Origin of the sequence: Streptomyces sp. NPDC127197, from assembly GCF_042672405.1 — a bacterium.
Classification (GTDB): Bacteria; Actinomycetota; Actinomycetes; order Streptomycetales; family Streptomycetaceae; genus Streptomyces; species Streptomyces flavusporus.
In genome coordinates this window covers 72,151-84,415 of sequence record NZ_JBHXVG010000002.1, presented here as the reverse complement: position 1 = coordinate 84,415, position 12,265 = coordinate 72,151, and the positions used below count along the sequence as shown (strand labels likewise).

At 71.8% G+C, this 12,265-nt stretch carries 14 protein-coding genes; 9 read left to right on the top strand and 5 right to left on the bottom strand.

Annotated elements, in window-relative coordinates; translation table 11 throughout:
- Nucleotides 1-143 precede the first annotated feature (143 nt).
- A complete protein-coding gene (locus ACFVJQ_RS03065; RefSeq protein WP_385510755.1) occupies nt 144-605 on the bottom strand; it encodes an ATP-binding protein in 462 nt (153 codons plus the stop codon).
- 310 nt (nt 606-915) lie between these two features.
- Entirely contained in the window at nt 916-1,893 is a 978-nt protein-coding gene (locus ACFVJQ_RS03060; protein ID WP_385510754.1) for a heavy metal transporter, read from the bottom strand.
- Between the two features lie 84 nt (nt 1,894-1,977).
- Here ACFVJQ_RS03060 and dapE point away from each other — a divergent pair, with 84 nt between their 5' ends.
- Both dapE and ACFVJQ_RS03050 read left to right on the top strand, forming a co-directional pair.
- Nucleotides 1,978-3,057, top strand: coding sequence for a succinyl-diaminopimelate desuccinylase (gene dapE / locus ACFVJQ_RS03055; RefSeq protein WP_385780493.1), 1,080 nt, complete (start codon nt 1,978-1,980; stop codon nt 3,055-3,057).
- Between the two features lie 108 nt (nt 3,058-3,165).
- On the top strand, nt 3,166-3,924 hold the full coding sequence (locus ACFVJQ_RS03050; protein WP_385510751.1) for a TIGR00730 family Rossman fold protein: 759 nt from the start codon (nt 3,166-3,168) through the stop codon (nt 3,922-3,924).
- A 115-nt stretch (nt 3,925-4,039) separates the two neighbouring features.
- Here the strand turns inward: ACFVJQ_RS03050 and folP are convergent, their stop codons facing one another.
- Complete coding sequence (gene folP, locus ACFVJQ_RS03045) at nt 4,040-4,900, bottom strand: dihydropteroate synthase (protein WP_385264902.1); 861 nt, start codon at nt 4,898-4,900, stop codon at nt 4,040-4,042.
- Between the two features lie 145 nt (nt 4,901-5,045).
- On the opposite strand from folP, the gene ACFVJQ_RS03040 reads away from it, so the two are divergent.
- Together ACFVJQ_RS03040 and ACFVJQ_RS03035 are read left to right on the top strand one after the other, a co-directional pair.
- Nucleotides 5,046-5,396, top strand: coding sequence for a DivIVA domain-containing protein (locus ACFVJQ_RS03040; protein ID WP_385510750.1), 351 nt, complete (start codon nt 5,046-5,048; stop codon nt 5,394-5,396).
- Nucleotides 5,393-5,980, top strand: coding sequence for a DNA-3-methyladenine glycosylase I (locus ACFVJQ_RS03035; RefSeq protein ID WP_385510749.1), 588 nt, complete (start codon nt 5,393-5,395; stop codon nt 5,978-5,980). The genes ACFVJQ_RS03040 and ACFVJQ_RS03035 overlap by 4 nt, the downstream gene beginning before the upstream one ends.
- A 132-nt stretch (nt 5,981-6,112) precedes the next feature.
- On the opposite strand, the gene ACFVJQ_RS03030 is transcribed toward ACFVJQ_RS03035, so the two are convergent.
- Nucleotides 6,113-6,922, bottom strand: a complete 810-nt coding sequence (locus ACFVJQ_RS03030) for an enoyl-CoA hydratase/isomerase family protein (RefSeq protein WP_385510747.1) — start codon at nt 6,920-6,922, stop codon at nt 6,113-6,115.
- Between the two features lie 64 nt (nt 6,923-6,986).
- Here ACFVJQ_RS03030 and ACFVJQ_RS03025 point away from each other — a divergent pair, with 64 nt between their 5' ends.
- Both ACFVJQ_RS03025 and ACFVJQ_RS03020 read left to right on the top strand, forming a co-directional pair.
- On the top strand, nt 6,987-7,151 hold the full coding sequence (locus ACFVJQ_RS03025; RefSeq protein ID WP_385510746.1) for a hypothetical protein: 165 nt from the start codon (nt 6,987-6,989) through the stop codon (nt 7,149-7,151).
- A gap of 148 nt (nt 7,152-7,299) precedes the next feature.
- A complete protein-coding gene (locus ACFVJQ_RS03020; protein ID WP_003966491.1) occupies nt 7,300-7,467 on the top strand; it encodes a DUF3117 domain-containing protein in 168 nt (55 codons plus the stop codon).
- 111 nt (nt 7,468-7,578) lie between these two features.
- Here the strand turns inward: ACFVJQ_RS03020 and ACFVJQ_RS03015 are convergent, their stop codons facing one another.
- The gene (locus ACFVJQ_RS03015; RefSeq protein WP_308040600.1) at nt 7,579-8,277 is read right to left on the bottom strand and encodes an O-methyltransferase; all 699 of its coding nucleotides are present in this window, start codon (nt 8,275-8,277) and stop codon (nt 7,579-7,581) included.
- Nucleotides 8,278-8,449: 172 nt separating this feature from the next.
- Between ACFVJQ_RS03015 and sigE the strand changes: the two genes are divergently transcribed.
- The 3 genes from sigE to ACFVJQ_RS03000 all read left to right on the top strand — a co-directional run bounded on the left by sigE (nt 8,450) and on the right by ACFVJQ_RS03000 (nt 12,206).
- The gene (sigE, locus tag ACFVJQ_RS03010; RefSeq protein ID WP_224739053.1) at nt 8,450-9,223 is read left to right on the top strand and encodes an RNA polymerase sigma factor SigE; all 774 of its coding nucleotides are present in this window, start codon (nt 8,450-8,452) and stop codon (nt 9,221-9,223) included.
- Nucleotides 9,220-10,215: an anti-sigma factor family protein gene (locus ACFVJQ_RS03005; protein WP_385780487.1), complete on the top strand. Its 996-nt coding sequence runs from the start codon at nt 9,220-9,222 to the stop codon at nt 10,213-10,215. Before sigE ends, ACFVJQ_RS03005 begins: the two co-directional genes overlap by 4 nt.
- A gap of 134 nt (nt 10,216-10,349) precedes the next feature.
- The gene (locus ACFVJQ_RS03000; RefSeq protein ID WP_385780484.1) at nt 10,350-12,206 is read left to right on the top strand and encodes a S1C family serine protease; all 1,857 of its coding nucleotides are present in this window, start codon (nt 10,350-10,352) and stop codon (nt 12,204-12,206) included.
- Nucleotides 12,207-12,265: the final 59 nt, after the last annotated feature.

Here is a 12,265-nt window from a genome sequence, read left to right as displayed (position 1 = left end):
CGCTCGAGCGAAGCCGAGAGTGGGGGAGGGTGGGCACAGCCTGCAGCGTCGGGCACCGCTGAAAACGGGCCCTGGCCCCTGCCAACACGCAAAACGACGGGGTCCAGGGAACTCCCTGGACCCCGCCGCCGTACAACCCGGTGTCAGCCGATCGGCAGCCCCGTAGCCGGCAGCGACTTCTTCGGCAGAGTCTGCGTCGGCAGCCCACCCTTGGCCAGCCCATCCGTCGGCAGCCCACCCTTCGTCGCCGTCGAAGCGGTGTCACCCACGACTTCCCCGGCCGCCCCGGCAGCGTCACCCGCAGTCTTCTGCACCGCCGGCGTCGCCTTCTTGGCAATCTGGCCACCGGTCTTGCCTGCGGTCGGCACCGACTGCTTGACCGCCTTGCTGCCGGTGTCGCCCGCGGCACCGGTGACGTCCTTGGCCGCGCCGTCGACGGTGTTGCCGACGCTCGCCCCGTCCAGGGCGGTCAGCCCGCCGACGTTGGGGGTGGCGGGCTTTTCGGGGGCCGCGCTGGCGGAGCCGGCCGCACCGACCCCGGCAGCCGCTCCCGCTGCGACGAGCAGCGCGGCACGGGCGATCCGACGGGTCAGAGGGAGGGACATGGTGCTCCTTTGACGGGAGGAAACGATGAAGTGTCCGACCGTGCCCGGCTGTTGATCTCCGGACGCGGACGCAGTGACTACCGCTCGAAGCCCCCGAAGGTTGCGGAGGTCCAGAGTAAAGAGTTGGCAATGTGTCGCATTATCGGCTCCGGATAAAAACGGGCAAAGGACATCCGGCCGCAAAGTCTGCCGAATCCTTACCGCCCTTTGTTTTCAAGGGTTTCGATGGATGCGAGGGTGAGGTCACGAAAACCTGATCACACCGTCGCCGGCCGTCCACGCACGTAACCCCTGAGGGGGAAGCCCCGCACTACTGTGCAGCGACGATCCGGACCGCGCTCGCGGCGCTCTCCGCCCCGTCGGTGCCCTTCCCGTCGCCGGACGCCGTACGCCACTGGCTGGCGGTGTTCCCGGCGGTCCACTCCCGGCCGGCGTACGAGACGCGCTCGATGTGCAGCGCGGAGGCGTTGGCGACCGCCCAGTGCGCGAGCTGCCAGCCGCGCTCCCGGACGCTGCGCCCGTCGGCGCCGGTGTCCGCGGCCACCGGCACGGTCACCGTGCGCCCACTGGTCTCGGTGATCAGGTCGCTCGGCGCGGGCGCCGGCGTCGCGCCCACCTCCGCGCCGGCCTGCGCCACCGCGTCCCGCCCGAAGTCCCGTACGAGCGCGGAGCGCACCGCGTCCGGACCGGCGGTCGGGGTTGCGCCCGGCCGTCCCTGACAGGTCAGCGTGGCCGCGGTCCGCCCGGTGAGCGCGGCGGCGAGCAGGGTGGCGTCCGGCTCGTGCTTGGCGTAGGCCTCCGGAAATCCGCTGCGCTGCACGCGCTGCGCGGCCACGGTGAGCGGCAGCCGGGTGTAGTCGGGAACCTCGACCAGGTGGTCGTAGAACATGCCCGCCGAGTAGATCGGGTCCATGATCTCCTGCTCCGTGCCCCAGCCCTGCGACGGCCGCTGCTGGAACAGGCCGAGCGAGTCCCGGTCGCCGTGGTCGATGTTGCGCAGCGCCGACTCCTGGAGGGCGGTCGCCAGCGCGATCGTCACAGCCCGCTCGGGCAGTCCGCGCGCGGTGCCGACGGCGGTGATCGTCGCCGCGTTCACCGCCTGCTCGGGCGTGAACTCGTACGTCGCCCCGTCGTCGTCGGCCGACACGACCTTGCACTGCGGACCGCCGGGGCCTCCGGTGACGTACTGCACCACGAGATAGCCCGCGACCGCGAGCAGGACCACGAAGGCCGCCCCGATACGGAAGAGGCGGCCACGACGCTGAGGTGTAGGGGACGGCTCTGGCATCCGTACAAGGTACTGGAGTTCGTCAAGGCGCCCGCCCCGGGTGTGGACAGTGCTTCGGCGGACCGGCGCGTTAGGGTCGACGGCATGGCCGACACCCCGCTTGACCTCACCCTGGACGCCGCACAGCTCACCGCCCGGCTCGTCGACTTCCCCTCCGAGAGCGGCAGCGAGAAGCCGCTCGCGGACGCGATCGAGGGTGCCCTGCGCGCCCTGCCGCACCTGACGGTCGACCGCTACGGCAACAACGTCGTCGCCCGCACGAACCTGGGCCGGGCGGAGCGGGTGATCCTCGCCGGTCACATCGACACCGTGCCGATCGCCGACAACGTCCCGTCCAGGCTGGACGACGAGGGTGTGCTGTGGGGCTGCGGCACCTGCGACATGAAGGCGGGCGTCGCGGTCCAGCTGCGCATCGCGGCCACCGTCCCGGCCCCGAACCGCGACCTGACGTTCGTCTTCTACGACAACGAGGAGGTCGCCGCCGAGCTCAACGGCCTCAAGCATGTCGCCGAGGCCCATCCGGAGTGGCTGCGGGGCGACTTCGCGGTGCTGCTGGAACCGTCGGACGGCCAGGTCGAGGGCGGCTGCCAGGGCACCCTGCGCGTGCTGCTGAAGACCAGGGGCGAACGGGCCCACTCGGCGCGCAGCTGGATGGGCTCCAACGCGATCCACGCGGCGGCGCCGATCCTGGCCCGCCTGGCCTCGTACGAGCCCCGCTACCCGGTGATCGACGGTCTGGAGTACCGCGAGGGCCTGAACGCTGTAGGGATTTCGGGGGGTGTGGCCGGAAATGTCATCCCGGACGAGTGTGTCGTGACGGTCAACTTCCGTTACGCCCCGGACCGCACCGAGGAGGAGGCGATCGCCCACGTCCGTGAGGTCTTCGCGGACTGCGGGGTGACCGACTTCGTCGTCGACGACCACAGCGGAGCCGCCCTGCCCGGTCTGTCCCACCCGGCCGCGGCGGCCTTCATCGAGGCGGTCGGGGGCACCCCGCAGCCGAAGTACGGCTGGACGGACGTCTCCCGGTTCAGCGCGTTGGGCATCCCCGCCGTCAACTACGGCCCGGGCAACCCGCACTTGGCGCACAAGCGGGACGAACGGGTCGAAACGGCGAAGATCCTGGCGGGCGAGGAGCGCCTGAGGTCCTGGCTCACGGCGTGAGACCGGCCGGTGCCGTGGCGCTTCATGGCGGACATGCACACGTACCCCGTCCTTAACCCGCGTAGATCTACGCTGAGGTGGAACGACCCCGCAACGGAGGGAGCGCACATGGCCACCGGCAACCCTGAGGGCAAGAAGCAGCCGCCGGAGGAGCAGCGCCTCGGCCCGGTCCTCCGACGGCGGAGCCAGGTGACGGCGAGCACGACGGACCAGCGACTGCTGGACGCGGGCGGCCCGTCGGACTGGGTCCACACGGACCCCTGGCGAGTCCTGCGCATCCAGTCGGAGTTCATCGAGGGATTCGGCACCCTGGCCGAACTCCCGCCCGCCATCAGCGTGTTCGGCTCCGCCCGTACGCCGGTGGACTCCTCGGAATACGACATCGGCGTCCGCCTGGGCCGAGGCCTGGTCGAGGCGGGCTTCGCGGTCATCACGGGCGGCGGCCCCGGGGCGATGGAGGCCGCCAACAAGGGCGCGTGCGAGGCGGGCGGCATCTCGGTCGGCCTCGGCATCGAGCTGCCCTTCGAGCAGGGCCTGAATCCCTACGTCGACATCGGCCTCAACTTCCGCTACTTCTTCGTCCGGAAGATGATGTTCGTCAAGTACGCGCAGGGCTTCGTGGTCCTGCCGGGAGGCCTCGGCACCCTGGACGAACTCTTCGAGGCGCTCACTCTCGTCCAGACCCAGAAGGTCACCCGCTTCCCGATCGTCCTCTTCGGCAGCCAGTACTGGGGCGGCCTCGTCGACTGGCTCCGCAGCACCCTGGTCGCCCAGGGCAAGGCCTCGGAGAAGGACCTGCACCTCTTTCACATCACGGACGACGTGGAGGAGGCGGTGGCGTTGGTCTCGAAGGAGGCGGGGCGTTAAGTCAGCGAGGGGCTGCTGTAGGGGTTCACACCTCTTGGCCGACGGTAAACGGGTGGTGGGTGGGCATAGGCGGGGGTCCAGGGGCGGAGCCCCCTGGTACGACATGGGCAACGCCCTAAGCCAGCCCCCGCCGGGCCACCGCAGGCTCCCGGTGGCCTGCAATCGACGCCACCATGTCGAGCACCTGCCGCGTCTCCGCCACCTCGTGCACCCGGTACACCTGCGCCCCGAGCCACGCGGACACCGCAGTCGTCGCCAGCGTGCCGATCACCCGCTCCTTCACGGGCTTGTCCAGCGTCTCTCCCACGAAGTCCTTGTTGGACAGCGACACCAGCACCGGCCACCCGGTCTCCACCATCTCCCCGAGCCTGCGCGTCGCCTCCAGACTGTGCCGCGTGTTCTTCCCGAAGTCGTGCCCGGGATCGATCAGCACCGACTCCCGCGGCACCCCCAGCGACACCGCCCGCTCGGCGAGCCCGACGGTCACCCGCAGGATGTCGGCCATGACGTCGTCGTACGTCACCCGGTGCGGCCGCGTACGCGGCTCCGCACCGCCGGCATGCGTGCACACCAGCCCCACCCCGTACCGCGCGGCGACCTCCGCGAGCCGCGGATCCACTCCGCCCCACGCGTCGTTCAGCAGATCCGCCCCGGCCTCGCACACGGCCTCGCCGACCTCGTGCCGCCAGGTGTCCACGCTGATCACGACGTCCGGGAACCGCCGCCGGACCTCCGCCACGAACCCGACCGTCCGCCGCGCCTCCTCCTCGGCGGTCACCTCCTCGCCCGGGCCTGCCTTGACCCCGCCGATGTCGATGATCGCGGCCCCCTCCGCCACCGCCTGCTCCACGCGCGCGAGGGCGGGCTCGTCGTGGAAGGTGGCCCCGCGGTCGTAGAAGGAGTCCGGGGTCCGGTTCACGATCGCCATGATCACCGGCTCGTGCGGGTGGAACTCCCGCCTGCCCAGCCTGAGCATCCCCTGTGACCTTTCCTCGTACGTCCTGGCCCGCGGCCTTTCCGACCGCCTGCGACCCTAACTGTCAGACTCGCATGGCACGATCGGACCCTGACACATTCGATGTCGGCGTAGGCCGGCACACTCCGCGTGGGGACCTTCAGCGATGGTGATGTTCTTGTTCCTGGTCGTGGCCCTCGCCGTCGTCGTCGCGGCGGTGACCCTCGCCGTGGTGGGCGGCGGCGAGCACGGCCCGCTGCCCGAGGCCGCACCCGAGCGGTTCCATGACCAGCTGCCCCCGGACCGCCCGGTCGCCCGGGCGGACGTCGACTCCCTGCGCTTCCCGCTCGCCGCCCGCGGCTACCGCATGGCGGACGTGGACGACGCCCTGGGCCGCCTCGCCGCCGAGCTCGCCGAGCGCGACGCCCGGATCGCCGACCTGGAGTCCGCCCTGGCCGGCGCCCGGGCCGCAGCCCGCGCCTCCATGGAGAAACACGGGCCGGAGGAGGACCGGTGAGCGACAGCACGGCCCTGGCAGGCCCGGACGGCGCGCTGCGCTGCCCCTGGGCCCTGTCCACCGAGGACTACGTGACGTACCACGACGAGGAGTGGGGCCGCCCGGTCCACGGCGACGACGCGCTGTTCGAGCGGCTGGCCCTGGAGGCCTTCCAGTCCGGCCTGTCCTGGATCACCATCCTGCGCCGCCGCCCCGGCTTCCGCTCCGCCTTCGCCGGCTTCGAGATCGCCAAGGTGGCCGCCTTCACGGACGCCGACCGCGAGCGCCTGCTCGCCGACCCCGGCATCATTCGCAACCGCGCCAAGATCGACGCGACCCTCGCCAACGCGCGCGTGCTGGCCGACTGGTCCCCGGGCGAGCTGGACACCCTGATCTGGTCCCACGCCCCCGACCCGACGACCCGCCCGATCCCGAAGACGCTGTCCGACGTCCCGGCGGTCACGCCCGAGTCGACGGCCCTGTCCAAGGCCCTGAAGAAGAGGGGCCTGCGCTTCGTGGGCCCGACGACGGCGTATGCGTTGATGCAGGCGTGCGGTCTGGTCGACGACCACCTGGAAGCGTGCGTGGCGAGAAGCGCTCCTTAAGGGGCGCGGGGCTGTGCTCGATATGCGGCTCCGCCGCGATGGGGGTCCCCCCGCTCGAGCGAAGCCGAGAGTGGGGGGAGCGACCAGCCACAACGAACCCGCAGTCCCCGACGGCGCTCCTGGCCCCCGAACTCACCGGCCCAAGTACTTCGGCTTTTCCTTGTTCACAAAAGCCTGCACCGCGATCGCATGGTCCTCGGACGCCCCCGCCCGAGTCTGCAGCTCATCCTCCTTCTCCAGCGTCTCCGCCAAGGAGTGGGACAGCCCGTACGCCACCGCCTCCTTGATCGCCCCATAGGCCACCGTCGGCCCCTCGGCCAGCGCCCGCGCGACGGTCTCCGCCTCGCCGCGCAGCGACTCCGAGGGCACGACCCGGTTCGCGATCCCCAGCTCGTACGCCTCCTGCGCCTTGATGCTCCGCGGGAACAGCAGCAGGTCGGCGGCCCGCCCCGGCCCGACGACGCGCGGCAGGGTCCAGGAGATCCCGGAGTCGGCGGTCAGCGCCACACCGGCGAAGGACGTGTTGAAGGCGGCGGTGTCGGCCACCACCCGGTAGTCCGCGGCGAGCGCGAAGCCGAAGCCCGCCCCGGCCGCGACCCCGTTCACGCCCGCGACCACCGGCTTCGCCATGCCCGCCAGCGCCCGCACGATCGGGTTGTAGTGCTCCCGCACCGTGCTCATCGTCTGCCCTTCGCCCCCGCCCGCCTCCCGATCGGCGGCCAGCAGCCCGATGTGCTCCTTGAGGTCCTGCCCCACGCAGAACGCCCGGTCCCCGGACGCGGTCAGCAGCACCGCCCGTACGGCGTCGTCCGCCGCCGCGGACTGGACCGCCTCCCTGAGTGCGACCTTGGTCTCGATGTTCAGCGCGTTCATCGCCTCGGGGCGGTTCAGCGTGATCGTCGCAAGCCCGTCGCTCACCTCGTAGAGCACGGTGTCGGCCATGGCGTATCCCCTCCGGAGTCGCGGCTGCGGGCGTACCGGTCAGTACGTCCTGTCTGAGGACAGCATGGCGGAGATCACCGACAACGGCCCCGAGCGTCCATGTGACCTGCGTCAAAGAATTTGTCCCGGCTTCCGCTTCGCGGAAGTCCGTGCGGCTGCGCAGTATCGCAGTTACATCGCCGAATTGAGTGGTTTTGCTCGCGCGCGTTGCCCAAGCGATGCCGACTGATGTTGGTCATCGGGTCGTGAGATGCGGGATAATGGCTTGGAAGCAATGTGTTCGATGCCGGTGTCGCGTGTCCCTTGACGGACCGCGCGTGCCCTTCAGCGGGCCGTCGGCTTTGACGATGAGCTGGTTTTCAGGAAGGGGAACGAGCATGGCGGCCATGAAGCCGCGGACGGGTGACGGCCCGCTCGAGGTGACCAAGGAGGGGCGGGGCATCGTCATGCGCGTTCCGCTCGAAGGCGGCGGTCGGCTCGTCGTCGAGCTGACCCCGGACGAGGCCGACGCGCTCGGCGACGCCCTCAAGAAGGTCGTGGGCTGACCCGCAGGCGACCATACCCTTTCAGTCGCCCCGGCACCGTATTCGGTGCCGGGGCGACTGTTTGCTCAGGTCGACCGGCCAGGGGTTGTCGCCTGGGGCTGTGGCCTGGGGTTATCGCTTCACCGCGCACAGCAACCCGTCGCCCACCGGCAGCAGCGACGGCACCAGCTCCTGGCTCTCGCGCACCGCGCGCAGCAGCTCCCGCAGCCGCAGTACCTCCGTCGGCTGGGGTCCCGAGTCCACCGTGCGGCCGTTCGCGAAGACACCCTCGAACACGACCAGCCCGCCGGGACGCAGCAGGCGCAACGATTCAGCGAGGTACTCCAGCACCTCCAGCCGGTCGCCGTCGCAGAAGACGAGGTCATAGCCGGCGTCCGCGAGCCGCGGAAGGACGTCCAGGGCGCGGCCCGGGATGAAACGGGCGCGATTGCTGGCGAACCCCGAAGCGCGGAAGGCCTGCCGGGCGAACTGCTGGTGCTCGGGCTCGGGATCCACGGTGGTCAGGACGCCGTCCGGCCGCATCCCGAACAGCAGATGAATCCCTGACACACCGGTCCCGGTGCCGATCTCCGCGACGGCCTTGGCGTCCACGGAAGCGGCCAGCAACCTCAGCGCGGCGCCCGTGCCGGGCGACACCGAGCGCAGCCCTGCTTCGCGGGCCCGGTCACGGGCCCAGCGCAGCGCTTCGTCCTCGGCGACATAGGCGTCGGCGAACGCCCAGCTCGTCTGCCGGTTGCCGGTAATGACCCTCTCCTGTCCCCGTGGTTGCCTGGGCGTGACTGTATCCGTTGCCGCCGGGAACCCGCAGATGGGACCGGGCGTTTAGAAGGGTGGGAGACAGGAGCGGGGGACACGGTTGGATCACGACGACTCGCGGGACGCCGAGCAAGTGCTGACGCAGCCGCATCAACCGCATCAGCCGTATCAGCACAGATCAATTTCTCGTAAAACCGCTTATCCGGAGCTAACGGACGAGGTGGCTATGGTAGGGGCTCCACTGGACACCACCAGAGCCGACAGGGGAGGTGCGGCTGCGCCTTTGAACCGGGCAGGAGTGCTGCGGCGCTTCCTCGGGTCGGCGGGCAGGCCGAAATCCGTGAACGACACCGCTGCTGACCACAGCCACGCCGCTGACCACGACCGGACCGCGACGTTCTCCACCGACGCGGACGGGCAGGCGTGGACTCCGCCCACGTGGGAGGAGATCGTCAGCACGCACAGTGGCCGCGTCTACCGGCTGGCGTACCGCCTCACGGGCAACCAGCACGACGCCGAGGACCTCACCCAGGAGGTCTTCGTCCGCGTCTTCCGCTCCCTGTCCACCTACACGCCGGGCACGTTCGAGGGCTGGCTGCACCGCATCACCACGAACCTCTTCCTGGACATGGTCCGCCGCAAGCAGCGCATCCGCTTCGACGCCCTCGGCGAGGACGCGGCCGAGCGGCTGCCCAGCCGTGAGCCGACCCCGCAGCAGGTCCTCAACGACGCGCACTTCGACGCGGACGTCCAGCAGGCCCTCGACACCCTCGCACCCGAGTTCCGTGCCGCGGTCGTCCTGTGCGACATCGAAGGACTGTCGTACGAGGAGATCGCCGCGACGCTCGGCGTGAAGCTCGGCACGGTCCGCTCCCGGATCCACCGTGGCCGTTCGCAGCTGCGCAAGGCTCTCGCGCACCGCTCGCCGGAGGCGCGCGCCGAGCGCCGCTCCTTCGTGGCCCGCGTTCCCGCTCTGGGGGGAGGGGGCGCGTCCGCGTGAGTGGATCACGGCCGAACCCTGCCGAGGGACACCTCGCAGAGCAGCATCTGGGAGACCGACTCGCCGCCCTGGTCGACGGCGAGCTCGGTCATGACACGCGTGAGCGCGTGCTGGCGCACGTGGCGACCTGCCCGAAGTGCAAGGCGGAGGTCGACGCCCAGCGCCGGCTGAAGAACGTCTTCGCGGAGGCCGCCCCGCCGCCGCCCTCCGAGAGCTTCCTGGCGCGCCTTCAGGGGCTGCCGGGGGGAGGTGACGTCGACGGCGGTGTACCGCCGGTCGGGGGAGGATTCGGCGGCGGACTCCCCGGACGCACCGGGGCGCCCGGCGTCTTCGGCATGAGGCGGGGCGAGCGCTTCGAGTTCGACTACGTCCCTGCCGCCTCCCACGCGCCCGTACTCCCGACCTCCGGCGCACAGCGGGGCTTCCGCATCCATGACGTCGGCCGCAGCGAGGCCGAGCGTGCGGCGGCCTCGCGCGGGCGACGGTTCGCGTTCGTCGCCGCCGGTGCGGTGTCGCTGGCCGCGATCGCGCTGGGCGGCGTGACCACGGGCGCGCCGGGCGACACGGACGCCCGCGGCGGCTCCGGGAACGGCAGCAATGTGACGCCGATGCGTACGCCGGGGGCGGGAGCCACGACGGTGCCCCACAACCAGCGGCGGCGCGGGGTCGGCCCGCTCCTCGTGCAGGGCCAGGGCGGACGGGTCCTCGGGGACGCCCCGACGGCCCCGACGGAGGTGTCCGCGCCGCTCCTGCCCGGAGCGCCGGCACCGCTCGCCGTGCAGGCCGAGGTGCGCCTGCACACGCTCGCGGCGCCCGTGGTGGCCGGTGCCGCCGCGATGTCCCCGCTGATACGTCCGCTCTCGACGGCCCCGCCGATCTCCCTGACCACATGGTCGACGGCGCCGGAGATCACGGCCCCCGGCCTGCTCGCGGCGCCCGGTCCCGACGCGGGCCCCGTCCCGTCCTCGCCCCCCTCCGCCACACCCCGCTGACCGGCCGCTGCACCCCGGCACGTGAACCTGGTTGAATCCAGGGTGAACCGCGCCCACGTCATGGCGACCGGCGCGGAACCGACGAACTGCGGCCACCAATGACGAGCCGTGCCGCGGCCGGCTGTGGGGAGAGCATGAACGAGGGGAAGCCCACGCAGGGCCCTGCGTCGCCTTTTGGTGACGCCGGAGGGGGTTATGAGCCGGACCGCTCCGCAGCGGCCCGAAGCGACGCGGCGTCCGCCGAGGGCGACTTCGAACTGAGGCGCCCGGAGGATGTGGCCGAGGGGACGGTGTCTGCGGCTCCGGCGTCCGCCGAAGAGGCGGGTTCCGTTCCGGCAGCGGGCGTGGCCTCGGACGCCCTGCCCGCTGCCGAGAAGCCCCTGCACGACCCCGACCCCTACAGCACCCCGCCCTACGGCGAGCCCGGACCCTGGGCGCCGGCTCCGCCGGTGCAGCACCCGGCGGCCACACCGGCGAACGGCACGGCGATACCGGCGCCCGCTCCGCAGCACGGCATGCCCACGCCGACACCGGCAGCCCCCCTGCCTGGTGCCCCGGCGCCCTCGCACGGCGCCCCGGCACCCGGCGCAGACATGTCGGGACCGGCTCCCGTAGCGGGCCCGCCCGCGCCGACCCCTGTGCCCGGCCCGCCCGTGCCCACCCCGGGCGCCCTCGCGTCGGCTCCCGCACCGGGCACGTCCGCCCCCGCCCCCGGCGCCCTCCCGCCCGCCCCGGCAGGAACCCCCGACACCCCACCCCCCACCAACCCCTGGCACCGCTACGACCCCTGGGCCGCGGCGGCCGCCCAGCCCGGCGCCGCACCGGCCCCCGCCCCCCTTCAGCAGACCGGTGCCGCCGTGCTCACGCAGGAGCAGCGGCACAGGCGGGGTATGAAGGTGCTCCTGATCGGCTTGGTGCTGGTCGCGCTCGTGTCCGGGGGCGTCGGCGGGGCCGTAGGGGCGTATCTGGAGCGGAACGGCGGCGTCGGGGAGGTGGAGTTGCCGCAGGCCGGAGAGGAGCCCGCCGGGCGGGCCGCGGACAGCGTGGCCGGGATCGCCGCCCGGGCCCTGCCCAGCGTGGTCACCCTGCACGTCAGCGGCGCCGACGCAGGTGGCACCGGCACCGGCTTCGTACTCGACGACCGTGGCCACATCCTCACCAACAACCACGTCGTCGAGCCCGCCGGAGACGACGGCGAGATCACCGTCACCTTCCACAGCGGCGACACCGCGAAGGCCGAGGTCGTCGGCAGGGACGGCGGCTACGACCTGGCCGTCGTGCGGGTGCGCGGGGTGAGCGGGCTCGAGCCCCTGCCGCTCGGCAACTCCGACAACGTCCAGGTCGGCGACCCGGTCGTCGCCATCGGCGCGCCCTTCGACCTGGCCGGCACCGTCACCTCCGGAATCATCAGCGCCAAGGAACGGCCCATCACGGCCGGCGGCGAGAGCGGCGACGGCAGCGACGTCTCCTACGTCGACGCCCTGCAGACCGACGCCCCCATAAACCCCGGCAACTCCGGCGGCCCCCTGCTCGACGCGCAGGCCCGTGTCATCGGCATCAACTCCGCGATCCGCTCCGCCGACAGCGGCTCCGACCTCGACGGCGGCCAGGCCGGCTCCATCGGCCTCGGCTTCGCCATCCCCGTCAACCAGGGCAAACGCGTCGCCGAGGAGCTGATCAGCACCGGCAAGGCGACCCACCCGGTCATCGGCGTCACCCTCGACATGAACTACACCGGCGACGGCGCCCGCGTCGGCACCAAGGGCAACGACGGCGGACCCCCGGTCACCCGCAACGGCCCCGGTGACAAGGCCGGCATCAAGGCGGGCGACGTCATCACCGAGGTCGACGGCCAGCGCATCCACTCCGGCGAGGAACTGATCGTCAAGACCCGCGCCCACCGGCCCGGCGACCGCCTGAAGCTGACCGTCGTACGCGACGGCAGGGAGCAGACGATCTCCCTGGTGCTCGGCTCCTCCGACGGCGACTGAGCGAAATCGCACAAACCTCACAGACCAGACTCCGAACCGGCCCCCACAAGGCAAACAAC

Excerpts from the sequence above, each read along its gene's own strand:
- ACFVJQ_RS03050 (WP_385510751.1), top strand. The coding sequence starts at position 3,166 with ATGGCCACCGGCAACCCTGAGGGCAAGAAGCAGCCGCCGGAGGAGCAG.
- ACFVJQ_RS03030 (WP_385510747.1), bottom strand. The coding sequence starts at position 6,922 with ATGGCCGACACCGTGCTCTACGAGGTGAGCGACGGGCTTGCGACGATC.
- dapE (WP_385780493.1), top strand. The coding sequence starts at position 1,978 with ATGGCCGACACCCCGCTTGACCTCACCCTGGACGCCGCACAGCTCACC.
- ACFVJQ_RS03040 (WP_385510750.1), top strand. The coding sequence starts at position 5,046 with ATGGTGATGTTCTTGTTCCTGGTCGTGGCCCTCGCCGTCGTCGTCGCG.
- ACFVJQ_RS03060 (WP_385510754.1), bottom strand. The coding sequence starts at position 1,893 with ATGCCAGAGCCGTCCCCTACACCTCAGCGTCGTGGCCGCCTCTTCCGT.
- ACFVJQ_RS03020 (WP_003966491.1), top strand. The coding sequence starts at position 7,300 with ATGGCGGCCATGAAGCCGCGGACGGGTGACGGCCCGCTCGAGGTGACC.
- sigE (WP_224739053.1), top strand. The coding sequence starts at position 8,450 with ATGGTAGGGGCTCCACTGGACACCACCAGAGCCGACAGGGGAGGTGCG.
- ACFVJQ_RS03025 (WP_385510746.1), top strand. The coding sequence starts at position 6,987 with ATGGCGGAGATCACCGACAACGGCCCCGAGCGTCCATGTGACCTGCGT.
- folP (WP_385264902.1), bottom strand. The coding sequence starts at position 4,900 with ATGCTCAGGCTGGGCAGGCGGGAGTTCCACCCGCACGAGCCGGTGATC.
- ACFVJQ_RS03065 (WP_385510755.1), bottom strand. The coding sequence starts at position 605 with ATGTCCCTCCCTCTGACCCGTCGGATCGCCCGTGCCGCGCTGCTCGTC.
- ACFVJQ_RS03000 (WP_385780484.1), top strand. The coding sequence starts at position 10,350 with ATGAACGAGGGGAAGCCCACGCAGGGCCCTGCGTCGCCTTTTGGTGAC.